The sequence below is a fragment of the Cohnella kolymensis genome (assembly GCF_000829465.1).
GTDB classification, from domain to species: Bacteria; Bacillota; Bacilli; order Paenibacillales; family Paenibacillaceae; genus Cohnella; species Cohnella kolymensis.
Window position 1 is genome coordinate 1 of record NZ_JXAL01000017.1, and the last position, 24,244, is coordinate 24,244.

The 24,244-nt window shown below is 46.2% G+C and carries 19 protein-coding genes and 3 pseudogenes; 6 read left to right on the plus strand and 16 right to left on the minus strand.

The features are described 5' to 3' along the window. The first annotated feature begins 311 nt into the window (after nt 1-311). The 3 genes from SD71_RS12040 (at nt 312) to SD71_RS12050 (ending at nt 2,295) form a co-directional block, all read left to right on the plus strand. Entirely contained in the window at nt 312-1,028 is a 717-nt protein-coding gene (locus tag SD71_RS12040) for an RNA polymerase sigma factor (RefSeq protein ID WP_326998741.1), read from the plus strand. Continuing rightward, entirely contained in the window at nt 1,015-1,935 is a 921-nt protein-coding gene (locus SD71_RS12045; protein WP_041063529.1) for a DUF4179 domain-containing protein, read from the plus strand. Before SD71_RS12040 ends, SD71_RS12045 begins: the two co-directional genes overlap by 14 nt. A gap of 84 nt (nt 1,936-2,019) precedes the next feature. Next, the gene (locus SD71_RS12050) at nt 2,020-2,295 is read left to right on the plus strand and encodes a hypothetical protein (protein ID WP_152619436.1); all 276 of its coding nucleotides are present in this window, start codon (nt 2,020-2,022) and stop codon (nt 2,293-2,295) included. Between the two features lie 1,023 nt (nt 2,296-3,318). On the opposite strand, the gene SD71_RS12055 is transcribed toward SD71_RS12050, so the two are convergent. The 5 genes from SD71_RS12055 to SD71_RS12085 all read right to left on the minus strand — a co-directional run bounded on the left by SD71_RS12055 (nt 3,319) and on the right by SD71_RS12085 (nt 9,297). Next, nucleotides 3,319-3,516: a dihydrofolate reductase family protein gene (locus SD71_RS12055; protein ID WP_052476206.1), complete on the minus strand. Its 198-nt coding sequence runs from the start codon at nt 3,514-3,516 to the stop codon at nt 3,319-3,321. 92 nt (nt 3,517-3,608) lie between these two features. After that, nucleotides 3,609-4,907 (minus strand): S-layer homology domain-containing protein, encoded by a 1,299-nt coding sequence (locus SD71_RS22245; protein WP_152619438.1) that lies wholly within the window; start codon nt 4,905-4,907, stop codon nt 3,609-3,611. Next, entirely contained in the window at nt 4,853-6,409 is a 1,557-nt protein-coding gene (locus SD71_RS22250; RefSeq protein WP_052476208.1) for a 6-bladed beta-propeller, read from the minus strand. Before SD71_RS22250 ends, SD71_RS22245 begins: the two co-directional genes overlap by 55 nt. A gap of 430 nt (nt 6,410-6,839) precedes the next feature. Further along, the gene (locus SD71_RS22255) at nt 6,840-7,685 is read right to left on the minus strand and encodes an aldehyde dehydrogenase family protein (RefSeq protein ID WP_052476209.1); all 846 of its coding nucleotides are present in this window, start codon (nt 7,683-7,685) and stop codon (nt 6,840-6,842) included. A 553-nt stretch (nt 7,686-8,238) separates the two neighbouring features. Beyond that, complete coding sequence (locus tag SD71_RS12085; RefSeq protein WP_041063538.1) at nt 8,239-9,297, minus strand: SGNH/GDSL hydrolase family protein; 1,059 nt, start codon at nt 9,295-9,297, stop codon at nt 8,239-8,241. Between the two features lie 169 nt (nt 9,298-9,466). Here SD71_RS12085 and SD71_RS12090 point away from each other — a divergent pair, with 169 nt between their 5' ends. Then, the gene (locus SD71_RS12090) at nt 9,467-10,309 is read left to right on the plus strand and encodes an AraC family transcriptional regulator (RefSeq protein ID WP_200889597.1); all 843 of its coding nucleotides are present in this window, start codon (nt 9,467-9,469) and stop codon (nt 10,307-10,309) included. Between the two features lie 45 nt (nt 10,310-10,354). On the opposite strand, the gene SD71_RS12095 is transcribed toward SD71_RS12090, so the two are convergent. From SD71_RS12095 to SD71_RS12120, 7 genes and pseudogenes are all read right to left on the minus strand, one after another. Beyond that, a complete protein-coding gene (locus tag SD71_RS12095) occupies nt 10,355-11,128 on the minus strand; it encodes a YheC/YheD family protein (protein ID WP_041063541.1) in 774 nt (257 codons plus the stop codon). A gap of 4 nt (nt 11,129-11,132) precedes the next feature. Further along, the gene (locus tag SD71_RS12100; protein ID WP_161793384.1) at nt 11,133-11,825 is read right to left on the minus strand and encodes a YheC/YheD family protein; all 693 of its coding nucleotides are present in this window, start codon (nt 11,823-11,825) and stop codon (nt 11,133-11,135) included. 60 nt (nt 11,826-11,885) lie between these two features. Continuing rightward, nucleotides 11,886-12,998: a 2-aminoethylphosphonate aminotransferase gene (locus tag SD71_RS12105; protein ID WP_041063546.1), complete on the minus strand. Its 1,113-nt coding sequence runs from the start codon at nt 12,996-12,998 to the stop codon at nt 11,886-11,888. Continuing rightward, nucleotides 12,998-14,158, minus strand: coding sequence for a phosphonopyruvate decarboxylase (gene aepY, locus SD71_RS12110; protein ID WP_041063725.1), 1,161 nt, complete (start codon nt 14,156-14,158; stop codon nt 12,998-13,000). The genes SD71_RS12105 and aepY overlap by 1 nt, the downstream gene beginning before the upstream one ends. A 132-nt stretch (nt 14,159-14,290) precedes the next feature. Further along, a pseudogene (locus SD71_RS26215) lies at nt 14,291-14,338 on the minus strand (hypothetical protein); the annotation flags it as partial. After that, nucleotides 14,328-15,287 carry a YheC/YheD family protein gene (locus tag SD71_RS12115; RefSeq protein ID WP_041063549.1) on the minus strand — a complete coding sequence of 320 codons (960 nt, stop codon included), beginning with the start codon at nt 15,285-15,287 and terminating at the stop codon, nt 14,328-14,330. The pseudogene SD71_RS26215 and the gene SD71_RS12115, both read right to left, overlap by 11 nt. A gap of 6 nt (nt 15,288-15,293) precedes the next feature. Further along, nucleotides 15,294-16,473: pseudogene (locus tag SD71_RS12120) on the minus strand (KamA family radical SAM protein). Nucleotides 16,474-16,720: 247 nt separating this feature from the next. Here SD71_RS12120 and SD71_RS12125 point away from each other — a divergent pair. After that, on the plus strand, nt 16,721-17,452 hold the full coding sequence (locus tag SD71_RS12125; RefSeq protein ID WP_041063552.1) for a YheC/YheD family protein: 732 nt from the start codon (nt 16,721-16,723) through the stop codon (nt 17,450-17,452). A gap of 48 nt (nt 17,453-17,500) precedes the next feature. Here SD71_RS12125 and SD71_RS12130 read toward each other — a convergent pair whose 3' ends face one another. Beyond that, the gene (locus SD71_RS12130; RefSeq protein WP_082034211.1) at nt 17,501-18,655 is read right to left on the minus strand and encodes a YheC/YheD family endospore coat-associated protein; all 1,155 of its coding nucleotides are present in this window, start codon (nt 18,653-18,655) and stop codon (nt 17,501-17,503) included. 377 nt (nt 18,656-19,032) lie between these two features. Between SD71_RS12130 and SD71_RS12135 the strand changes: the two are divergent. After that, nucleotides 19,033-19,790 (plus strand): annotated as a pseudogene (locus SD71_RS12135) (manganese catalase family protein). Between the two features lie 63 nt (nt 19,791-19,853). Here the strand turns inward: SD71_RS12135 and SD71_RS12140 are convergent. The 3 genes from SD71_RS12140 to moaA form a co-directional block, all read right to left on the minus strand. Beyond that, nucleotides 19,854-21,620, minus strand: a complete 1,767-nt coding sequence (locus SD71_RS12140) for an ABC transporter ATP-binding protein (RefSeq protein ID WP_041063557.1) — start codon at nt 21,618-21,620, stop codon at nt 19,854-19,856. A 135-nt stretch (nt 21,621-21,755) separates the two neighbouring features. After that, nucleotides 21,756-23,180, minus strand: a complete 1,425-nt coding sequence (locus tag SD71_RS12145; RefSeq protein WP_041063560.1) for an NAD-dependent malic enzyme — start codon at nt 23,178-23,180, stop codon at nt 21,756-21,758. A gap of 33 nt (nt 23,181-23,213) precedes the next feature. Beyond that, on the minus strand, nt 23,214-24,230 hold the full coding sequence (gene moaA, locus SD71_RS12150; protein ID WP_407637542.1) for a GTP 3',8-cyclase MoaA: 1,017 nt from the start codon (nt 24,228-24,230) through the stop codon (nt 23,214-23,216). Between the last annotated feature and the right edge of the window lie 14 nt (nt 24,231-24,244).

Genomic DNA, 24,244 nt, shown 5'->3' on the forward strand with positions numbered 1-24,244 from the left:
TGATTCTCCCCGGTTTTTATCCGGATGCGGACAGCTTATCCGACTAATGCTGGACAACTTATGCCGTCATCTGCTGGGCATTATGCGCTAGCAGTAACAATATCTCAATTCTGGAGCGACAGCTTATAACAGCAAGAGGGGATGGTAAAAGCTATATTTATACTAACTTCAATCCAAAGTATGCTCATTACGCCCTAACCATCCTTCGGACCTTCTATAATTTCTGCTTAATGTGGCTCTCAATGAAACCAAATCGTCGCAAATCAAATAAGAGGGTATGTTCATATCGTAAAACTTATGGGGATATGTTCTTGTCCGATAAGAGGGTATATTCATGTCGCTACACATATAAAAAAGCATTATCGCCAATCTTTTCTGTCAAAGTGAAGCAAACCACCGCGAGCATCGCGGTTTTTATTTTTTTGCGATGGAATGAACCTTTTGAGTTGCTCGAGGCTCTTAGTAATAGAGGTGAAAAAATGGATGTAGTAAATATGGTTAAGAAAGCGAAAAAGGGGGACAAGGAGGCTTTGCTTCAATTGATTTTATCAGAAAAAAACGCGTATTATCGGCTAGCTTATTCCTACATGAGGAATGAAGAGGATGCCATGGATGTCTTAGAGGAAATGATCGTGAAGCTTTATGAGCGGATCGGCCAATTGAAGAAAGAAGAGTCCTTCTACACCTGGAGCAAGACCATTCTGGTCAATCAATGCAAACGCTCGTTGAAAAGAAACAACAAGGTAATCCCACTAGGAGACCAGCTAGAAGTGAGCAAGGGGCAAATCGACTCTTCCGCAAAATCCGATTATAGCCAAGTGGAAGAGCAGATGGATCTACAAGCGCTACTGACCCATCTGAACGCTGACCAAAGCGAAGCCATTCAACTAAAATATTTTCATGATCTGGATTATGGTTCGATTGCTGCGATGACCCACGTATCGACGGGAACGGTCAAATCAAGAATTTATCAAGGGCTTCAGAAACTGAGAGCGTTATACGGGAGGCTTGCAGATGAGCAACATTGAAGATCGGTTCTTGGAAGAGAAAGTGCGGTTAAGTGAACTTTCCGCCCCTGAAGAGTTGGAAGCAAGATTAAGAAATGCGTTAAACACCACAGTCCCCAGAAGAAAAGCGAAATGGAATGTAAAAAGAAGTTGGACAATCGCGGCAGCTGTCCTTGCGGTTATGCTGTTCACTGGAAACCAATACCATGCGTTAGCCTATTACGGCAAGATGCTGCTCGGCTTTGACGAAGCCGTATACGACACTCTTAGCGAACTAGACAAGCAGGGGAAGGGGCAGGCTCTTAACGAGCGGTTCCAACTTGAGGACGGTACTATGCTTACCATCAACGGCATTATGTCGGATGAAAATCAGTTTATCTTGTACTATACCTTGAGCAACCCGAATGGGCTTCGGAGTTACGACGGTTTTGATCCTACTGGGATTAGAGGTTTTCAAACGGATTCCCATCATATACTACGTGGAGCAACATCTGGACCAACTGGCGGGGTTACCGAGACCAAAGGATATTTGGCTTTCGATCCTGTCAGCCCGCTTGCCAAGAAATTAACGCTTTCGTATTGGTATAAGCTGCCGGAAAGCGATCAACGACGGGAGGGACAAATTACGTTCCCTTACCGGCCGGATGAAGCGATGCCTACCAAGATCAAACAATCCGTAAATGTTACCGTTAATGGCCAAACGATAAGCATCGGCACGATTACCGCAACTCCGACGATGACTTTGATTGAAGGCACACTTCAAGCGGAAAATGAACAACTGAATCAAGCCGTTCTGAACGGAATGGATCTGATCGCCAATGGAGATTCGGTATCTTTATTCAGCAGCTCATGCAGTCTCAGACCGGAGCTTTTTCACTGGAGTATGATACCCTCCCGGAGAATCTTCAATCTTTGCAGCTTATCCTAAAGAAAACGGGTGATACGGTGCAGATACCGGTTAAATAAAAATTTCTTCGACTTAGTAGGTAAGCGTGGAATTAAGATAAATTCAGTGAAAGCAGCTACATTTTTTTTAGGTGAGGTAAGCGATATGAATCCGGTGATTGGCTTGGCTGAGAAGGTCAAAATACTGAAGAAGCTAGAAACACATGGTTATCAAATTGCTTTTTATATACTTCAAAATGAGGATCTTGCTATTGAAGCTATTAAGACGGCGCTGATCGAACTCAGTATGGATGATACGTTTTTTAGAAAATCTCAAACTGTTCAGCAACAAATTATGAAAAGAACCTGCATGTATAAATCAATAGCGGTAAAGCAAAAGTGAATATTGGACATTTACGGTAAGCCAAGGGATAGTTTAATAAACAAACCGGGCTGCCGCTAGTACTGTCAATTTAGGAAAAACCATCCGCATTGGATGTTTTTCCATTTATATCCATGCGTTTGCACCTGGTGACAGCGACGCTGGTACTACCCCTAAATCAATAGTTAAACGACATCAAGCTGCCGAGAATTTCTGCGGCTTACTTTGCTTCTTTGTTTGAACTCGTGATACAAGAAATTAACGAACGAAAGGACAAAAGATGGGGAAGTTATTTCTTAAGAGCTAAAAAGCAATAATATACATTGACACTCCATAAATGAAGGAGGACAAGAACATATATCCACATCGACCCGCGCCCAGCGCGGTTTTTTTGTTTTATGAATATAACTTCTTGTCTTTTGCGCAGGACAAGAAGTTATAAATATTTCCTAATGAGGACAACAAGTAATAATGTTTTCCACTTCATTAATTACGTTGGTGGCGAATCACTTTTTGAACACTCCAAGTTGTGAATTTAGCGAGAGAACATTCTGACATATGAAGCCTTTGTATTTGCGGCATTAAAATTGTACGCCGAATAATTGGACAAGAAGGATTACTGTATTCCGATTTTTTGACCCAACAATACAGTATCATGTCTGCTCATTAAGGACAAAAGGAAAGCGCCTTAATGGCTCTAAGTAGATTTACAGACATATGTATAAAATACGGGTTTTGTGAAATAGCCAAACATTTTACCAAACGGCTGCTTATCCTTAATATCGGACGACAAGAACATATATTCATAAAGGACAAGAATTTACATCGTTGGATGTATTGTGCGAATTTACATGGGCTGCTGTCCCAACCGCTGCTCGTCATGATGCTTCTTAATCGACATCAATAGCAAATCGGGACAAATCAGTTACACTTAGCCCAGATATTTGTGCGTTTCGGCACGACACAAAACCAGGGTTATATAAAAATAAAAAAGCTTGATTTCTCAAGCTTCCGTCCTCTCAGTTATGTCCCGCTTTTGTGTCGTTAGACAAACATATCCTTATATGTCCCTGCCTCACCAGAAATGCCAATTTGCAATTCCTCGACGAGACCAGCCTTTAACAATTGCTGCCCAACGATCGGGCCGCCCACTACCATGACGTCTTTTTCTCCAGCGGCTTGTTTGGCTTGCTCAATAGCACCTTCGACAGGTGCAGCCTGATCCGATTGAACTCCGCGCAAATGGCGGACTTCAATCGGATCAGGACGATAATTCACCATAAACTGGTTTGAAAATTACGCAGTTTCATCGGTCGGCTTCTCTCGCGTCCGCATTACTGAGATGCCGCTTGAATTTGGTCATAAGCCCAATGGTCAGGAGGAACATCGCGCCATTTAGGCGGCTTCGAATCCTTTGGTACCGTTTTTCCTAGCATATGATTGATGATCGTTACCGCCTCTGCACGTGTTAACGGCCGATTGGGGTAGAAAGCGCCATCTCCATATCCCTTCATCAACCCGGCAGCCTGCACCGCTCTTATGGCACTGGAAGCCCAATGATTCTTCGTATCGGAGAACGCATTCGTTGGTGTGGCATCGAGATTCATCGCGCGGGCCGCAATGCTCGCCATTTCCGCTCGAGTAACAGGCGAATCGGGATGGAATGTTCCATCCGGATAGCCGACCAACACATGGTTCCCGATCAGTTCTTGAATCGGCTGCATCGCCCAATGCATGCTCGGAACATCCAAAACCGCTATCGGGGTTTCTGCTGTCGCCGGCAAATTCAGCACTCTTGCAAGTAACGCAGCTAATTCTGCGCGCGTAATTTGACGATTGGGACGGAAGCTTCCATCTGCATACCCATTAATATAGCCTGGGCCGTTGTTCTCACTTCCTTCCTTATGTTGTTTGGTTATGGTAATATTCAATATCGGCATGATTTCCCCAACGTGAATCAATCCATTCCGAATGTAGCTAAAGCCCCCCAGAGATTCATCGCGCGGATCCTTTCGGCTATCGTAGGTTTCATACCCCTCTTTCTTTGCAATCACATAGAAGTCGCCATCGGGATAGACCATCCAGCCATATTGGCCATCCGCGTTATTGACCTGCGGATTATGGTTTTGATTGATCACGTCCGCAGGAAGCTTCGGCAATTTCACCGGGGAACCGGGGATTCGGCCCTTGCTTCGATTCAACTCTGTATCGGCCCAGAAAAGCTGAACTTCGACTCCGGCAATGGGTTTGTGCGTCTCGCGATCCTGAATCACGCCATTCGGATAGATGAAATCCGTTTGAATCGAAGCCGTTCCATTCGCCTGAACGGTTAATGACCCCGCAATTCCGGATAACTCTTCTCCGGTTGGCGCGACGACATGGATAATTACCGGATATTGTCCGGGAGCCAAATTGCTTGCTAACTGGAATTGTCCGTTTGAAGCGATCGTCAAATTGGCGATTTCCGCTGAATTCCCATCCGCAGAGAGTACGGCAGCCGTCAAAGATACGCCCGAACCCAGGATGTTTGGTAAACCGACAGATCCGTTTGCTTGGGGACCTTTTACCTTTAATTCTCCTATAATCGTAATTGGAGCAGTCGGCTGTACAGGCACAACAGGCTGTACAGCCACAACAGGCTCAGAGCCGTAAGTTTTGGCCGTACGAGGCTTTCCGCCTTCCCCAAGTTCGTAACCGAGACATATACCGTACCCGAGCCGGTTCCCAGCTGCAGAATGCTCACTGTTGCCGAGGTTTCACCGGCACCTACGGTTGACGACCCCAGCAGATTCCCGTCTGCCGCCGCGTCATAAACCTTAACCATGTCGCCCGCGGCCAATCCGCTTACGGACACCGTATCTGGGGTTGGCGCTGTATGATTGGACACCGTTACGTCGGATGCGGAAGGCGCCGTCGATTGCACAACAGGCTCTGAGCCGTAAGTTTTTGCCGTACGAGAGCTTTCCGCCTTCCCCAAGTTCGTAACCGAGACATACACCGTCCCCGAGCCGGTTCCCAGCTGCAGAATGCTCACCGTTGCCGAGGTTTCACCGGCGCCCACGGTTGACGACCCTAACAGATTCCCGTCTGCCGCCGCGTCATAAACCTTAACCACGTCGCCCGCGGCCAATCCGCTTACGGACACCGTATCTGGGGTTGGCGCTGGATGATTGGAAACCGTCACATTTGATGCAGGAATTGAAGCGGAAGAGTTCCGCATGATGATTTGGATTCGGTTATTCCATGTATCCGCTACATAGATATTTTCATATTGATCAACGGCTACACCGGAGGGCTCATCAAACTGCTCTTTTCCCGCCCCTTTACTTCCCCAAGCCTGTATGAAATTACTCGACCCATCAAACTCTTGTATTCGGTTGTTTAAAGTATCGGCAACATAAATATTACCTGCTTGTGCAGCGATCCCTTGGGGACTATTGAATTCTCCATTCCCGGATCCGCCTCTTCCCCAGACCCACGTGACGTCCGAATTAACGATTCGTTGATTAGCAGTGTCGGCGACGAATGGAATTCCAAAGTTGAGAACTACTCCGAATGGGAATAGGAATGGGCCTGGTATTAGTAAGTATACATCCCCGTTATCCTGAAACACGATAAGCCGATTATTTCCGGTATCCGCAACATATAATCCTGCGCTGAGTGCTATACCTCTGGGTGAATTCAATGGTCCAACCACAGAATCGGGACCGAAAGTTAACAGATAATTTCCGTTTTTATCGAATTTTTGAATTCGGTTATTCCCCGTATCGGCCACATATATATTTCCTTCATAATCCAACTCGACGTCTGAAGGCGAATTGAATTGTCCATTCCCGGATCCGCTCGTGCCGAATGAGGTCACATAAGTCCCATCGGAAGCAAATTTCTGAATTCGGTTATTCCCCGTATCGGCCACATAAATATTTAAAGATGAGTCGACGGCTATCCCCCTAGGATGATCAAATTGCCCGTTTCCGCTTCCGAAATTCCCGAAGGAAACCCAAGTGGGAGAAGTCCCCGGGTCGGCCGAAACAACGAAGCGAGAAGAAAAATTGATTACCAATAATGGAATTGATAGGATAATTAAAACTTTCCTAATAAAGCCTCCGAAAAGAGGCTTGACTTTTGTTATCATGCGAATAAATTCCCTCCTCTAATAAATTTGCCTTAGCGCAACTTCAGAATGGTGGATTAAGAATTCTCATTGAATAGTATAAAGTCCAATAAATGTTAAGTATGTCGTTTCTTGCTGATAGCTAACAATTTCATAACTGGTTCTAATCGGCAGAATTCCGGAAACGGAAGAGATGCTCGATTTTGCCGCTCAACAGGCATACTCACTAAGCGCGGCGTAATTGGTGAAAGGACAAGAACTTGTACCCATAAAACGAAAAAACCGCGCACAGCGCGGGTCTTATTAAATGTATGTTCTTATCCTCCGACACTTAATCAACAGCCGTTCTATTCCAGTATCGCCCGGCTATTTTCATTGCCGCAGCGGAGTCCCAAAACAGTGCAACTCCGAGTTCCTAACGGTGATATAAACGCGTTATTGCGATTATGAGCTATTCAAATGTAATGATCGGTTTGATGGTGATCCCTTTGGCGGAATCCTCGAACGCCTGATTGATCTCATCGAATGCATAGTATTTGATCAGTCTGTCAAACGGGAATCTTCCCTTTTTGTACAACTCAATCAACGCCGGAATGTACAATTGGGGCACGCTTCGGCCCATCAAAAACCCACTGAGCGTTCGTTCAAACAAAATCGTATTTAGATCAACAGTGGCCTCCGTGCCCAGCTTCGAACCGCCGACTTGTACCGCAACCCCCAATAATTGAAGGCTATCGATTGCGTTTCGTGTGTTTTCCGGACGTCCGCTGGCCTCAACTGCATGATCCACGCCGCCGCCAGTAATACTCTTTATCCTCTCCACTACGTTACCCTTGAATGGGCTGATCACACCGACAACCCCAACAGGTAAACGGTACACGCGATTCTCTTTGCCAGGAATGACCGAGGGCCGAATTTCCCCGGTCATGTTCATTGGAATCGCAGCATAATAACGAATGTCTCCGATAAACATGTCGACCTCGGTCTCCGCCTTGAGATGCGAACTGCCGGTCTCAATCGTAAGGATCTCAATCAGGTCTTCCCGCTGCTTCTCCACAATGTCGGCTGCCTTCATCATGATGGCAGAACGTGTGTACCGGTTAAGATCCCACCACTCGACTTGCGCTGTCGCAGCAGAGCGATAGGCCTCCTCCACATCCTCCTTGGAGGCTAAACGGATGGTAACCAACTCCGATTCGTCGAACGGATTCCGGTTTGTGTATTGTCTCTCACTGCGACCAGTGCGCCATGCTCCAGCAATGAACTGTTTGTCCCAAGTTTTAAACTCAACCGCCATGTTAACTCCCCTTCATTTTAAGATGAGAAGGTCTAAACACTTAAGCACGCTCTTCCTAGGTAGTCGACCTGCTTGGAAACCGACGCTGGAATATGCCGTAGCAAGCATCTTCAATGTGATATGCGGTTTCTAGCAGTACATCTTCTCTATAATCCGATGTGCGGCAGATAGTGAGGTCGTCATATAAGGGTCGTTTTCCCCGATATAGTGCACGTTCGTGTATAGCTTGCCCCAGGACAAGAACATATATCGAACAACACTGACATCCTGTAACTCGTTTGTTGTTTGTATATGTATGAGACCTTTGCCCATCGACATTGGGATCGACTCATTCTGAATAAATTATCCATAGCGTGCCGCATTGCCTCCGCCAAAGAGCCGGCATCGGCTTTACCGGTGCCCGCAAAATGTTGCGATTACGCCTCTTTTCGGAGAACCATATAACTTGTCTTGAGCAAAGGACAAGAAGTTATATCCATAAAATAAAGAAACCGCGCTGGGCGCGGATCTCTAACGATATATGTTCTAACGTAATTCGAGATAATCCTTGCTCCTATTTGCTCGATTGCTGCTTCTTGACCACACTGAGTACGGCTCTCGAATACTCTTCCCCGAGGAATCGGTATCCTTCTTCACTCGGATGTATCCCGTCGGTATCGGAAAGGTATTTTGCATAGTTGTCGTCATTCCATTTCCCCGACAAGTCGACGAAGGTGCAATTCGTAACGAGGGAGCAGGCGTTCTTGATATCCTGATTGTAGGGAGCAAGCATCTCATCGGACATGCCTCTTATGGAGATAATCCCGCTGGCAAACACATGCGTGAGAGGCAGTGCGTCCGTAATGGACTTGAGAAAAGTCACGTAGTCCGCCTGGTATTGGTTATGGGAGGAGTCTCCACGATTAATATCACGTATGGCATTAAAGCCGTATACTGACAGCACATAATCGGGTTTGTAGGAAATCACGTCGCTGCCAACCCGGCTTAAGCCGCTCGATTTTCCGCCAACGTTAATATCCGTTCTTCCGATTCCCACATTGATGCTCTCCATATCCAGTTTATCGCCTACGATCGAGGAGAACGAGAAGAAGCCTTTATTGTTGAGGCAACACCCTTCGGCATAGCTGTGACCGATGACGACGATTTTTTTCTTTTGTTCCTCTGGCTTTCTCACGTCAGCGCCTTTGTCGATGTACATTCCACCGATCTCATAATTGGAATTCGAAAAAGCGACTTCGATCTTATGCCACCCCGTTTGTTTCGTAAAAATGGGAAGATAATGCCACGATTGGTCGCTTGGAATAACATGCGTAACGGCAGGATTTCCGTCTACCGAAATTTTGATTTCTCCCCCGGTGCCCCGTTGCTTAAGCGTCGCGTAACTGCTATTCGTTTCGATTTTGGCCTTCGCCCCTGTAAGCGTCCCGACCATTACCTTTCCTAAAGACGGATCCTCCGAAGCTGTCCATGGTCCATTCGTGTACAGCCAGGAGGCATCGTCCGGAGCCAGAAATCGCTCGTTGTTCATTCGGCTTGAGACTCCAAATGCTAGAATGAGCAGCATGCCCAAAGTCACTACTATCAAACCGGTAATCTTCACTGTTCGGTTCATCTTTTGCCGCCCCCCTCTTCGTAGCTTCTTTATTCATCCATGCTACCACGCAGGTGAGAATCGATCCTGTCATTTTGTGCTCGCAGCGAACAGATTTCTTCTTCTCCTTAAACGACCTGAAATCGAGTATAGTTAATTTAATGAAGCAAGAACGGCAGAGGTGAGACAATTGGACGGATTACAACGGATGAGAAATGCGCTGGAACTCATGGAGAAGAATCTGGACCAACCGCTGAACGTCGAAACGATCGCAAAGGCCGCTTATTCGTCACCGTTTCATTTTCAACGAATGTTCCATATGTTGACGGGATTAACGGTCGCCGAATATACGCGCAAACGCAAATTAACTCTAGCAGCCAATGAATTGGCGACTTCCTCCTCCAAGGTGGTCGATGTAGCCCTTAAATATGGATACGATTCACCGGAAGCCTTCTCCAAAGCATTTCGCAAAATTCACGGTATCTCTCCCTCGCAAGCACGGCGTCCGGGAGCTATCCTGAAGGCTTTTCCACGTATCTCGTTTCAGCTTCTATTCACAGGAGATAAAGAGGTTGTTTATAGGATAGAAGATAAAGAGGCATTCATGGTAACGGGTAAATCCGTACAATTAATGTGCGGGGATGAAAGCTATTCGCGGCAAAGCTTTTGGAGCGACTGTCATCGGGACGGAACGATCCGCAAACTCGTTTCTTCGGACCCGCATCACCGTTTGTTGGGAATCACGATGGATATTAATGAGGATTTTACCTATATGATCGCAAGCGAGGCAGCCGAAATAGCACCTGCGGAAGGATTAACCGTGCGAATGATTCCAGCTTGCACCTGGGTGATCTTTACCTCCGTTGGTCCGCTGCCGGGGGCCATACAAAGCTTATTCACACGCATCTTTCAGGAGTGGTTTCCGGCTACGGGGTATGAGCATTCGGGAGCTCCCGAGATTGAGGTATACCTCCCGGGCGATTCAACGGCAGAGGACTACACGTGTGAAGTTTGGATTCCGATATTGAAATAAGCGCAAAAAAGCGGAATCCAGTTGAATTCTGGATCCCGCTTTTCCTTACGCGAACTTCTTTCGGCTCTTTTTGTAGTCAGCCGCCAAACTTGTGATCTTATTATAGAACGTTTTATCTTCCAATCGGTCAAACAATTTATACGAGGGATATGCAAGGTTTACCTCGATAATCCATATCCTCCCCAGATAATCGATACCAAAATCAATACCGGTCTCATGGGTTCGATACCCCTTTTTGGCAGCATATCGAATCAATCTAAAAGAGTGGCGGATCAAGTCGCGTTTTATGCTCGCGATTCGTTCGCGACCGTAGCCTAATGATTTGGCCAAAGCATTGTCGATTGTGGTCGCATACCCTCCACCGCGTCGAACATTGGTCACTACGCTGTCTGTTCCTGCGACTTTCGCCAGCATCCCCGCGTAGTGCCATTTTTCTTTCCCGTCTCGCATTAACATAACGCGAATGGAGAAGGGTCTTCCTTCAATCATAGGCGAATGAATGGTCTTTTGGATGAGAACCGAGTTTTTACTTCGTCCGTCTCTGAGCTTATCATATAGTTCATCGATCGATTGCACGGTAACCGGCTTCCCCTTGACTTTAATGAAATGATAACCTTCTTCTGTTTTCCAAACCTTTATGATTGCTGAGCCTTTATGCTCTTTGTTTCCTTTGACATATACCGACTTGTATTTATCCAAGTATTTCGAAAGGGAGCTTAGAGTCAGAATCGATGTCGGAGGCAAAATTTTGCGGAGCTCGGAATGTTTGGAATACAGACGATGTATCTCCCACTTTGAACCATCCCATTTAAAGCCCATGTCATCATTCCTTTTTTATTATTTTTTTGGCATGTAGATATCTCCGATACAACTTCCCGTCATACCTCTTCATCCCTGAGCATTCCGGTTTCGTATTGGCTTCGATGAACCACACTTTTCCTTTCTTATCGATTCCCATATCCAACCCGAGAATGTTAAGTGGAAAATGGGAACTGAGAATTTGCGCGATTTGATGGGATGCATCCATTAAATCCCGCAAGACAGCAAAACTGTTCAAGGATTGATCGGTTCCCTTGAGCAATTTGTAAAGATTACGGTCCTCTGCGCCCTTCGCTACATTCGTGACGACCGATGACTTGTGAGGTGCGAGTTTGGCGGACATTAACGTCGCACGCCACTTGCCCAGAGGTTTTTGCAAGACAACCCGCACATCGAAGGGGCGATTCTGGTAAGTGGCCAAATCAACCCCTTGTTGGATGATGTATTTCTTTTCGGGCTTCAGAATCTTTTTGATTCGCGAATACAGTTTATCCGGTGAGCTACGGCTCGTGGTTTTTTTATATGAAATCTCACATTCTTTAGAGTTAAGCTTCTTGACACGGATGATCCCAGTCCCTTTATTTCCGCTATCCGGTTTTATATAAACGCACGAATAGGTTTTCAGCATTTTATGGAGGGATGAATATTCAAACCAATCCGTATCCGGAACATAATGCTTCATGATCGGGTCTTTCATGATGGAAAGTCCCTTTTTCATCTTGCTGCGAATGACGGTGTGTTCGATACGATCACCTCCTTAAATAAACCCTTTACGATTCAGATAGGTTTCAAGCAGATTCAAAAATGACTCTATATCTCTGCATGTGATATCACCGATATTTGCGATTCTGAATGTTCTATATTCGTCGAGCTTGCCGGGATAAATCGTATAGCCTCTGCTATGCAAATAGTCGTGCATCTCTTTGAAGCTGTATCCTTCCACGTTCGGCTCGAAGATGGACGTAACCAGCTTGGAATGGAGATTATCGCTGGCGATATATTTTAAACCCAGCCGTGTGATGCCCGCGATTAACGTCTCCCAGCATTTCTGATATCGCTCATATCTTTGCTCAATGCCCTCTTCTTGTAATTCTTCTATCGCTTGTTTAAGCGCATAAAGGGTTTGAACGGGCGGCGTAAACCGGGTTTGACGTGTTTCAGAGAAAAAACGATATTGGGCGTACAAATTCAAATAATAATTTTTCGATTTCTTATTCTGCTTTCTTTTCAATAACTCCGTTTCGGCGATGACGAACGAGATCCCGGCCATGGCTTGAAGGTTTTTGTTGGAACTGGCCGCGAGATAATGTATATTCATTTCGCTCATGTTGATGGGAATTGCTGCAAAAGAACTTATGGCATCGACAATCAGGTGAATTCGGTGACTCCGGCACAATTCGCCAATCGCTTTAATATCATTAAGAAGTCCGGTTGTCGTCTCGTGGTGAACGACAGCGAGATGGGTGATTTTCCGGCGGCTATTGTTCAGAAGCGATTCCAACGCAGTCAGATCGATAGCGGCGTGAGGAGGACTGTGAAAGATCAAATGGTTCAAGCCGTAGGCTTCGGCAATTTCGCAAAACCTTTCGCCGTACGCGCCGTTATTTACAATCAAAAGCACATCGCCATGATGTACGACGGAACTTAATATGGACTCGACTGCGGCGGTACCGGAACCCCCGAACAATACGGTCGAATAACTGTCCGGATCGGCAGTCATACGAGTCAAATCTGTGCACACAGATTCCATCAGCAGGCCGAATTCTTTTTCCCGCGGGCAGATATCAGGCACCACCTGCGCAAGTTTAACGGAATCCGTTGTCGTTGCGGGACCGGGAGTGAGTAAAATATTTCTTCTGACAGGCTGCATCAGCTTCCCACTCCTTCAAATTCGGAGAAATTGCGATTCAAAAATATCTCTAACCGTTCCTTGACTTCATGAGGTTTCATTGCCGGCCGGCCTAACTCATCTTCGGTGCTTGAAGAAATTTTGAGATGAACAAAGGTCAAGCCTTTCGTCATTTTCCATTCTTCCAGGCATGTGTTCAGCTCGTCTAGATTGTGGATATAAATAGACTTTGAGTAACCGCAGGAAGATGCAATATTTACAAAATGAATGTTATGGGATACCGTCATCTGTCCCCCTGTAGAATCATGGGCATTATTATCCAGTAAGATATGAATCATATTCTCTGGATTATAGTAACCGCTCGTAGCCAAGCTGCCCATGCGCATCAGCAGCGCGCCGTCCCCATCGATCACGACGATATCGAAGTCCGGTTTACTAAGCGCGAGCCCAAGGCCGAAGGAACCGACACACCCCATAGAGCCGACCATATAAAGGTTATTGCTGGCATCTTCGATTTCGTACAATTGCCTTCCGGTTTTTCCGGTTGTCGCAAGCTGGACCGTTTTGGCATCCTTCCATCGATTGATCACCCGTAATGCTTCCTGGCGGGAAGGGAGCTGATCGTCGGCGTGCTCAGCAACGCTTACTTTGTTAACGCTGAAAGAACGCTCCTGTTTTTCCAATATTTCTTGTGCGAAAGTTCCTTTTTTTACCACAAAGAAAAAAGGATGTCCGCTTTCAATATACTGGGATGCCAGCACCAGCTGTCGTTTGGCTTTCTCCATATCGTTAGACAAGTACATCCACTTCACCTGCATGGAATCAAGCAGCTTTGTCGTTATCCGCCCCATCAGTTCATGCTGAGGCTCATCCGGGTAACCTGGCTGTCCTCGCCAACTCACGAACCCGAGTACCGGCATACGAAACGGATAGTTAAGAGATACGAGCGGAGAAACGGCGTTCGACAGACCCGAATTTTGCATTAAAACAACCGGTTTCTTTCCTCCGAGCAAGGCTCCCGCAGCGATCGCGACCGCGTCTCCCTCGTTCGTCGCCCCTATATATTCGCATTCATTAATCGCATAATTGATTAAGTTTTTTAAAAAGGAGCAGGGTACGCCGCTGTAAAAATCAAAACCCATTTTTTTCAGTTCTCTCCCAAAACTTTTGGTGTTGAGCATCGATTGATTCGCACCCTCCTTTAGCTGTCGGCGATCGTTAGCGCATACTCCAGCGGGTTCGAAAAAAACGCGCCGCGCTTTAGACCCATATGCTTTCAAAATTGAAACCTTAGCCGATTGAGCATTGCATTCGATAAGCCATAACTTTCCTTCTTTATCCACTGCAAAGTCAATGCCCATTTCTCCGAATTTTCCGTATACTTTCTCCACAGCCACATAAATTTTGCGTAAAAAAATCCTTGATATTTTGTTTCAAACTATTTAATTGCTTGGTGGTGTAACGGGGAAAAAGCTTAGGGAGATAAGTATCGTACCGATAAGCGGACGAATGGGTTGTAATTGGCGAATGGGGTTGGCCTGCCCGCGCGCAAACTCCGACAATATCGATTTCTCTCTTTTTGTTTCTTTGTACTTCGGCCCGAAAATCTACAAGACGGTTGTTGCTGATCGTCACCAAATCGATCGCCTTCTGTACGACCACTTTTTTATCACCGAAAAAAGATCTGATTGTACGAAGCAAGTGCTCCATATTGTCAGCTTTCTTGCTGACCAATTTTCCGAGAATGGAATAAGTGCATAGATAACCGGAATTTTTAGACAATTTTTCAACGCGCATCACATGGAGCCCTCTCCTGCCGTCGCGTGCCTTCACATACACTTTCCCCAACTTCAGAATCGCGCTTTTGATATCATTCTTTTGTTCAACACTTACCGTAAGAGGCAGATGATGACGTACGTTGGGGTCTTGAATCAATTGCTCGAATAACTCGCCTTTATTAAAGGCATGGATCGGATTGATTCTTTTGATTCCCAGGTACTCGAATTTTTCCAAAAGATCCTTGGTTTTACCCCCTCTTCCCCGCACATACACGACATCCGGAAATGGAAACGAGCGCTTTGTCCAACTTTTTTTCTTGACGTCAAAGGAAGCCCCCGTAAATTCCTCCTTGGACAAATCCACTTCTTTATAACTGAAGAAGGCAAGGGAAGTACCGACCTCCTTGTTCGCTTCCACCAGCTTGCGGATTCTAATATGATTACTGATCTCACTTAGAGACATTGTTCTGGTGCCTAGATATACTCCGACGAGCCGAGGTGCAGTCGAAGAAGCCGTGATTGAACGGTACATTCCTGTTCACCTCATGTTTTCATTTGTTTTTTTCTGAGGCATATCCGGCATTTCGTTAACGGATATGACTTCCGTCGTCTTCTTGGCCGGTTTGTTCCAATATTTTTCGTTTCCGGGCAAATCGTCAAACCAGGCGGCCTCCCCGGGACAGTCCAAAATCATCAATTTTCCATACTCCCCGTCACGCGATTGATGATACTTCAAATAAGCTTTGCCGTTCTCGATGGCGAGGATCTCGATTTTACCGGACGTATGACTCATGCACAGCTTCACGCGTTTGCCTAAGCCCGATGTTCTGGATTTGGCTTCCTCCACGATTCGATAGACTTCTTCAAGCGGAAGCACGAATCCCCTGTTGCCCGCAACGGGTCTGTTTATGAAAAAAGTAATAAGGAGTAACACCCGCCCATGAAAGCTTATCAAGCAATTCGCCGAGCACTGCGGGATCATCATTGATTCCTTGCAGCACAGGCGTTTGATTGACGACAATGGCTCCAGCGTCGTAAAGTGCCTTGAAACATTTTTTGGCTTCCGGTGTGATTTCTCTGGGATGGTTAACGTGCGCCATGATATAGATCCGCTTCTCTGCCGTAGAATATGTCCGAATCGCATCAAGCAATTGCTCATCTTCATATATTCTCATGGGGTTGAACACAGGCATTTTGGACCCGATTCTAATAATTTTGACATGCTCGATCGATCTTAGGACTTCTAGCAAATTGCGAATCTTACTGGTCGCCAGGATCAGCGGATCGCCGCCGGTAAGAAGAACATTGTTGATTTCAGGTGTTCTTGCGATATACTCGATTCCGTCTTGGACGTCAGGCATCGCCTCTTTCACGTCCGTTCGGAACAAGCGTTTACGAAAGCAAAATCTGCAATACGACCCGCACACTTCCGAGACGAGCAGCAAAGCGGTCGTTTCGTATTTATGCTGGCATCCTTTTACCACGTAATTCGTGACTTCGTCGGAAGCGTCCCATCGGCCGTATTCCTGAAGCTCATTCGTGCTTGGGATCACGAGCTTTCGGATGGGGTCATCCGGATTCGACCAGTCGATCAATCGCAAATAATAATCGTTCAGCCGAAAAACGAATTTCTCGGTCACTTTACTCAAGGCGGCCCTCTCTCCGTCAGTCAAAAAAGGTAAGTCGTCCAAATGGGTGGTGTATTTCACTTGCATGATAAATTGAATTCTCCTCTCAAGTGCATGTTGATCAGAGTACGACTACAATACCCTCTGTGAATTTGTACTAGTTAATGCGCCAAGGGAATTCCATGTGTTAGATAAACGTGGAAAGCTAAGAGAAATCCGCAAGCTGACACATTAATATAAAAAGCCGCGTCCAAGTCATTTTTTAAAAAATGATAGAGATTCGTACAAGCATTATCATTTCAAAATTCATATTTTATTAAAAAAGGAGGTGACGAACATGAAAACCAGACACAAATGGATGCAGTACAAGCATATGAAACGGTTTGAAAAAATAAGAAGTCATTTGCCGGAAACAGAGCTGTTCGATAAACACACCTTAAAGGAGCTTATCGGTAAATATGGCGATGTGATTCTTAAGCCTGACGATGGCCGCCGTGGAAGAGGAATTTACAGGGTATCCGTGATAGATAAAAAGACTTACGAGATACACAAAGAAAGTAAAAAGAAAGTAATGGGAAAGGGACGGGCCTATGAGTATTTAAAAGACAAAATCGGGTCTCAAAAGTATCTTGTTCAACGTCGGATTCCGCTTGCTACGATTAACTCCCGTCCTATGGACGTTCGGGTGATCGTACAACGAAAAAGCCACAGCGATGTATGGAAAGTAACCGCAATAGTAGTCAAAGTGGCCGGCAAAGGTTATATCGTTACCAATATCGAAAGGAGTAACGGTACGATCATGTCGTTTAAAAAAGCCCTTCGAAAATCTTCATTAAAAGATTATTCCTATCATAGTTTGTTGTCAAAAATAGAACGGGTTGCTATACGCTCAGCCGAGAAAGTAAGCCGGTTATATTCGCATCATCGCATTTTCGGATTTGATATGGGCCTTGATAAGAAGGGGTATGCATGGATCATTGAAGTCAATCGGTTTCCAATGATGTCCCACTTCCGTAAATTAAAGGACAAAACATTGTATCATCGAATTATGAAATATAAGAGGAGTTGAAAAAAGCTTTTGTCCCTGCGATAGGACAAAAGCTTTTATTGTTCTATATCAATTGCTGCGGTAACCTCGGCTGTAGTGATGGGATGAATGGTTTCTGTTCGACTTGGCAATCGTCTTGGCATACTCCAGCGGGTTCAAAAAAACTCGCTGCGCTTTAGCTCCATACGCTTTTACAATGGATACTTTGGCCGATTGAGCATTGCATTCGATAAGCCAAATCTTCCCTTTTGTATCAATGGCAAAGTCAATGCCGATTTCCCCGAATTTCCCGTATTTTTTCTCCACGCCCGAATAAACCTTGTGTAAAAAATCTTTGATATCCTTTTTCAAAACCTTTAATTGTTTGGCGGTGTAACGGGGAAATAACTTCGGCAAATAATCCTCATACCGATAAGCGGAAGAATGGGTTGTAATGGGGGCATTGGACCTGCCTACTCGCACGTTAATTCCGACAATATCGATTTCGTTGTTTCTATTTCTTTGAACTTCGGCCCGAAAATCGACAAGTCGATTGTCTCCGATCTTCACCAGATCGATCGCCCTCTGAACGATCACTTTTTTATCGCCGAAAAAAGTCGTTATTTTTTTAAGCAATTGCTCCGTATTGCTTGCTTTACCGCGAACCAATCTGCCTATAATCGAATAACTGTATTGATAACCGGAGTTGTTGGGCAATTTTTCAACGCGCATTACCTGCAGCCCTTTCCTGCCGCGGTGAGCTTTAACATACACTTTTCCATACTTAAAAATCGTATTTTTGATCTCGCTGCTATTATCGACATTTACGCTGGGAGGCAAATGCGGCCGAACGTTTTTGACTTGGTACAAGTGTTCATATACCTCACCCTTATTAAAGGCACGGATCGGATTGACTCTTTTGATTCCCAATTCATCGAATTTTTTCAGAAGCTGGTCCGTTACACCTCCTCCTCCCCGTACATAGATGACGTCCGGAAAAGGAAATAATTTCTTATCCCACTTTTTTTCCTTGTCATTGAAATAGATCCCGGTGATTTCTTCCTCAGAAAAATCTACTTCGTCTGCGGTGAAGAAGAAGAGCGTCGTGCCTGCTTCTTTATTCGCTTGCACAAGATTTTTGAGTCTAGGGTATCGTCCAACTTCTCTTAACGGTATGAATCCGTCGCCTAAATACACTCCTACAATCGTTCGTGCAATCGAAGAATTCCCATACGAACGGCTCATGATTGCACGAGCTTTCGGATGGGTTCATTGTGATTCGAACAATCGTTCAATTGCAGCATGATAAATTGAACTCTCCTTTCATGTTCATGTTGATCTGTCTTCGATGAAACGCCTCCCTTTCAATTTGTAGTTAGTTAATGCGGTTACGGGTAGCCATGTGTTAGATAAACGTGGAAAAGCCATGAAATCCGCAAGCTGAGTCAGCGAATATAAACCCCCTCTTCATGCTCCAAGCGGTTTCTCCTCTATTTACATGAAATCATGTTAATAAACGGAAATAGTCTGACAATTGGCGTTTTAAAGCAGTTTCTATGTTTAAGAATTAGTGACTGCTAGAGAAGACATACTCCACTAATCTTATGGGAGGAATGTAAAAAGTGTTTAAGCGTATGGATGAGATTATGATCGAAATTCCGGAAGTGCAGAACCCGGATCCGAATGCCGCTGCCGCTGTCCAGGAACTCCTCGGAGTAAGTTCGGTGAATTGTCCACATTGAATACCAAAGAAGGCGCTCCGGACGCCACTCCTCTCAATCCGTTGAAGGATATGCGGCTGTCGTACCCTTTCCTTGCCGGCGCACAGGGCTCTATGCCGATCGACTCGATGGGCAGAACGTGGAGCGGTGAGTATGTATTCAACAGCGGTAATTTAATCGAGGACCTGCTTCATAATTTCTTCCTGGAATGCGGTGCGCGCACACACAAAATGAAAGTTTATCAAACGACGGATCACCCAGCTGCCCGCGAAGTTGTGGGATTCCTGCTCGTACGGGGCGGTGTGCATGTGGTGGCTTACGCTAAGGCATTGGAAATCACAACGGGTGTGGATGTCACCAAGCTCATCCCGATTCCTTCACTGAATAACAAAGCGTTTAACGAAGCACGAAAATATGAGGAAAAAGGCGTTCACACAAAGCTCTATACTTGGAGTGACAACGATTTCAACGATATAGCGCAGATCTGGCTAGGCACTCACCCGGAAGACGGTATGCCTTTGGAAGTTATCCAAGGGGTGCCGAAAGGTGTCCCGATTCCAGAAGCGCCTGAAGCTCCGATAGAATTTGCTCCCGGGATCTCGGCTGAGGACTTCAAGGAAATATCGAAACGCCTTAAGGTTGCGGCGAATGTTCGTTAATAGATAATATCAAAAAGATGGAGTCCCTTGAGGTGACTCCATCTTTTTGTCATCATAATAAGATCACACCGTAACTTCCTTCAGATTCTGCACATTATACAATCTGGCATATCCGCCATCCAGCCTCATCAGCTCTTCATGAGTGCCCTTCTCTTTGATTTCGCCATTCTCGATCAGAACGATTTGGTCGGCGTGCGTGATCGTCGACAGCCGGTGCGCGACAATTAACGTCGTTCTGTCTTTGGCCAATCTCTCGAGCGAGTCCTGAATAAGATGCTCAGACTCGAGATCGAGTGCCGAGGTGGCTTCATCCAGGACTAAAATGCGCGGATTTTTGAGGAACACTCTTGCAATGGCAATTCGCTGCTTCTGTCCTCCTGACAGTTTCACACCCCGCTCGCCGATCTCCGTGTCATAGCCGTTCGGCAGATTCATCACGAAATCATGCGCGTTAGCGGCTTCTGCAGCTTGAATAATCTCAGCCTGTCCTGCATCCGGATTCCCGAACAATATATTGTCACGCACACTGCCGCTGAACAAGATGTTATCCTGCAGCACCATGCCGATCTGGCTTCTTAAGCTTTTTACGGTAATATCCTGAATATCTGTGTCGTCTACCGAGATCTTCCCATGCTGTATATCGTAAAAACGGGGGATCAAGCTGATCAGCGAAGATTTGCCCCCTCCGCTCATCCCTACGAAAGCGATCGTTTGACCCGGTTGGATACTGAGTTTCAGATCGTTCAGCACCCAGCCGGCCGGATTGTCTCCGGCATCCTGATAACGGAAAAATACATGATCAAAATCGATCTTGCCTTTCACTTCGCGGATCGGCTTTGCACCGGGACTGTCCATAATATCGTAAGGCTCTTGCATAAACTCGATTACGCGTTCCAGCGAAGCGCTTGCTTGCGTAAGTTCCGTCGAGGCATTCACGACACGTCGAAGCGGTGTATACAGTCGATCCAAAAAGGCAAAGAAAGCGACAAACGCGCCTAATGTAATATTTTCCTGAATAACCTGGTATCCCCCATAACATAAAACGAGTAATGGAGCGATGTCGGTTAAGGTATTGATAATGGCATTCGTCCTTGCATTCCACTTGGTCAAAGCCAACGCTCTTTGCAGAAAATGACGGTTTTTCCCTGCGAAATTCTCGGCTTCCTTCTCCTCCAGTGTGAAGCTTTTGGTCACGGCGATCCCGTTGACCCGCTCATGGAGATAGCTTTGCATATCGGCAAGCGCTTGCGATCTTGATTTACTGAACGCTTTCAACTTCCGATAGAGCTTCTTCACGGACAAAGCGTAGAAAGGCAGCACCGCGATCGACACGAGCGTTAGCTCAAAATCCATATGAAACATGAACCCGAGTGCGAGGGTAAGCGTGAATAAATCCAGCCAAATGTTCATCATCCCGGTTTCCACAATGCTCTTGGTCGCTTCTGCATCGTTAATCATACGGGAAATGGTCTCGCCGGTCTTATGGTTATGATAGTACCGGAGAGACAGCTTCTGAGTATGAACATAGAGGTGATTACGCAGATCATACAGGATTTTGCTGGTGGTTAACTGTGCAAAATATTGACGCAAATACTCGATCGGCGCCCTTATGACAACGAAAAGTGCAAACGCGGCCAGCATCACATAGCTTAATCTCTCCACTTTTACTCCCGACGGGAGTGTAGCAAGGAGCAGATCATCCACGACATATTTCATCAGAAGCGGCATGGTGAGCGGAATTCCGAATTTGACCATTCCGATCACTAATGTCAATAGAACCAGCTTCCAATAAGGTTTAACGAATGAGAAATATATTTTGAAACTTGACATAGCAGACTCCTTTTAGATAGTTGCTGTGAGTAGTACCCCGACGTGCATACCTAAAACTATCCCCCTCCGGCAAATCTGTCAAGTTCCACATAATGAAAGAGGACAGCCCGAAAGCCGTCCCCTCTTCATCTCGCTTTACTGTGTATCTCTTGGAATTCTGCGTGCCGCTCCTGTATCGATAGCAGCCTGAATGACATGGTGCCGGACCGATTCAACGACTTTACTGTTGAACACGCTGGGAATGATGTACTGCTCATTCAGCTCATCCTCGCCGATAATGGAGGCAATGGCATTCGCTGCCGCAATCTTCATTTCCTCGTTGATCATCGTCGCCCGGCAGTCGAGCGCACCGCGGAAGATGCCTGGAAAGCAGAGCACGTTATTGATCTGATTCGGATAATCGGATCGGCCGGTCGCCATTACTTTCACGTAAGGTGCAGCCTCTTCAGGGCTGATCTCCGGAGTTGGATTGGCCATTGCGAACACGATCGGATCCTTGGCCATATTTTTCAAATCTTCTACCTTAAGAACACCCGGCCCTGATAAACCGATAAATACATCCGCGCCATGGATAACATCGGACAGCGTTCCGGTCTTGATCTCAGGGTTGGTAAGCTCAGCATACCAGTTATAAATCGGATTTTCGTATGTTTCGTTACGATTGATGGCGCCGGCTCGTGTTACCCCAACAATATTCTTGCTCTGAACACCGGCACTGAGTAAAATTTTCGTACAAGCAACGCCGGCTGCGCCGATACCGGAAAATACGATCCTGAGGTCTTCCATCCGCTTTCCTACGATCTTCAGCGCATTGATTAAACCGGCCAGCATCACAACGGCAGTCCCGTGTTGATCGTCGTGAAACACCGGAATGTCCAATTCCTTCTTTAATCTTTCCTCGATTTCAAAACACCGGGGAGACGCGATATCCTCCAGATTAATGCCGCCGAAAGCAGGCGCAATCGCCTTAATGATACGTATGATCTCTTCGGTGTCCGTCGTATCCAGGCAAATGGGGAAAGAGTCCAGATCCGCCATCTCCTTGAACAGCATCGCCTTCCCTTCCATTACCGGCATCGCTCCGTAAGGACCGATATTACCGAGGCCGAGCACGGCGGTGCCATCCGAGATGACGGCAACGGTGTTGCGTTTAATGGTCAAGGAGTAAGCCTTCGACGGATCCTCGTGAATGGCCATACACACGCGGGCCACACCAGGGGTGTAAACTCTTGATAAGTCGTCCCTGTTTTTAACCGGAACTTTAAGCTTCGTCTCGATTTTGCCGCCAAGGTGGAGCAGAAACGTTTGATCCGAGACGTTCACCAAGCGAACGCCGGGATCATCCGCAATACATTTCACCAGCCGCTCTTGATGAGTTTCATCGAATACGTTCACAGTAACGTCGCGTACGTTGGAGTCCTTGGAAGCACTGATCATGTCCACTGCAATGATGTCTCCACCGGTTTCGTTAATCTTGGAAGCGATCTCGAAGAACGAAATTCCTTGTGATATTTCCATCCGCAAAATAATGCTGTAGCTGCCTTTGGTTACATTGGACATGTTCAAGCCTCCTAATATTAGAAAGAATAAGGATTAACCGCCCATCCGGAACATCTCTTCTTTGCGATTATCCCTCTGTGGCATTTCTTTCAAACGTTCCTCGGAGTATTTGTCATCACGTGATTGCCAAAACCCGGCAATATGGCTGCTTAACTGTGCGTCGCTCATCTCCGAACGCAAATGCGAACGCAGATCATGGCCTTTGGAAGCGAATAAGCAGGTGTACAATTTACCTTCTGCGGACACTCTCGCCCGGGTGCATGTCGAGCAAAATGCTTGTGTTACTGAAGAAATAAGCCCGATCTCTTTGTCACTTCCTATGTAGCGGTACCTTGTGGCCACTTCACCGTAATAATTGGCATGTACGGGTTCCAGCGGGCGGATGCGATGTATGGCGTCCACGATTTCTTGGGATGGAACAACCTGATCCAGCCTCCAGCCGTTCGCGTTGCCCACATCCATATATTCGATAAAGCGGAGTACATGACCTTTTTCATAGAAGTATTCCGCCATCGGTACAACGTCCTGATCGTTAACGCCCTTGCGTACAACCATATTGACCTTAATCTTCATCCCCGCATCGGCGGCAGCCTCGATCCCGTCAAGAACTTTCTGTACCGGGAAACCTCGCCCGTTCATGAGACCAAACCGTTCGTTATTCAGGCTGTCCAGACTCACGCTTATTCTCTTGAGTCCTGCTTTACGCAATTTGTGAGCCAGCCCGGGAAGCAGCGAACCGTTTGTTGTGACAGCGATGTCCGAGATGCCCTCGATTTCGCCGACCATCCCGATCAGTCTGTCCAGATTCGGCCTTAATAGCGGCTCGCCTCCGGTGATTCTGATTTTTCGTACGCCAAGCGGTACGCATAAGGTAATCAATCTACAAATCTCTTCAAAGCTCAGCAGCTTGGATTGTTCTAGAAAAGGGAAATCCGGGCCGAAAATTTCAGCGGGCATGCAGTAGCTGCAGCGAAAATTACATCGATCCGTAACAGAGATTCTGAGGTCGGAAAGAGGACGCTTTAACACATCCGTGACATCATTGTGCAGATTGGAATCGGTCA

Excerpts from the sequence above, each read along its gene's own strand:
- SD71_RS12045 (WP_041063529.1), top strand. The coding sequence starts at position 1,015 with ATGAGCAACATTGAAGATCGGTTCTTGGAAGAGAAAGTGCGGTTAAGT.
- SD71_RS22250 (WP_052476208.1), bottom strand. The coding sequence starts at position 6,409 with ATGATAACAAAAGTCAAGCCTCTTTTCGGAGGCTTTATTAGGAAAGTT.
- SD71_RS22255 (WP_052476209.1), bottom strand. The coding sequence starts at position 7,685 with ATGGCGGTTGAGTTTAAAACTTGGGACAAACAGTTCATTGCTGGAGCA.
- SD71_RS12085 (WP_041063538.1), bottom strand. The coding sequence starts at position 9,297 with ATGAACCGAACAGTGAAGATTACCGGTTTGATAGTAGTGACTTTGGGC.
- SD71_RS12095 (WP_041063541.1), bottom strand. The coding sequence starts at position 11,128 with ATGGGCTTTAAATGGGATGGTTCAAAGTGGGAGATACATCGTCTGTAT.
- SD71_RS12100 (WP_161793384.1), bottom strand. The coding sequence starts at position 11,825 with ATGAAAGACCCGATCATGAAGCATTATGTTCCGGATACGGATTGGTTT.
- SD71_RS12105 (WP_041063546.1), bottom strand. The coding sequence starts at position 12,998 with ATGCAGCCTGTCAGAAGAAATATTTTACTCACTCCCGGTCCCGCAACG.
- aepY (WP_041063725.1), bottom strand. The coding sequence starts at position 14,158 with ATGCTCAACACCAAAAGTTTTGGGAGAGAACTGAAAAAAATGGGTTTT.
- SD71_RS12115 (WP_041063549.1), bottom strand. The coding sequence starts at position 15,287 with ATGTACCGTTCAATCACGGCTTCTTCGACTGCACCTCGGCTCGTCGGA.
- SD71_RS12125 (WP_041063552.1), top strand. The coding sequence starts at position 16,721 with ATGAAAACCAGACACAAATGGATGCAGTACAAGCATATGAAACGGTTT.
- SD71_RS12130 (WP_082034211.1), bottom strand. The coding sequence starts at position 18,655 with ATGAGCCGTTCGTATGGGAATTCTTCGATTGCACGAACGATTGTAGGA.
- SD71_RS12140 (WP_041063557.1), bottom strand. The coding sequence starts at position 21,620 with ATGTCAAGTTTCAAAATATATTTCTCATTCGTTAAACCTTATTGGAAG.
- SD71_RS12145 (WP_041063560.1), bottom strand. The coding sequence starts at position 23,180 with ATGTCCAATGTAACCAAAGGCAGCTACAGCATTATTTTGCGGATGGAA.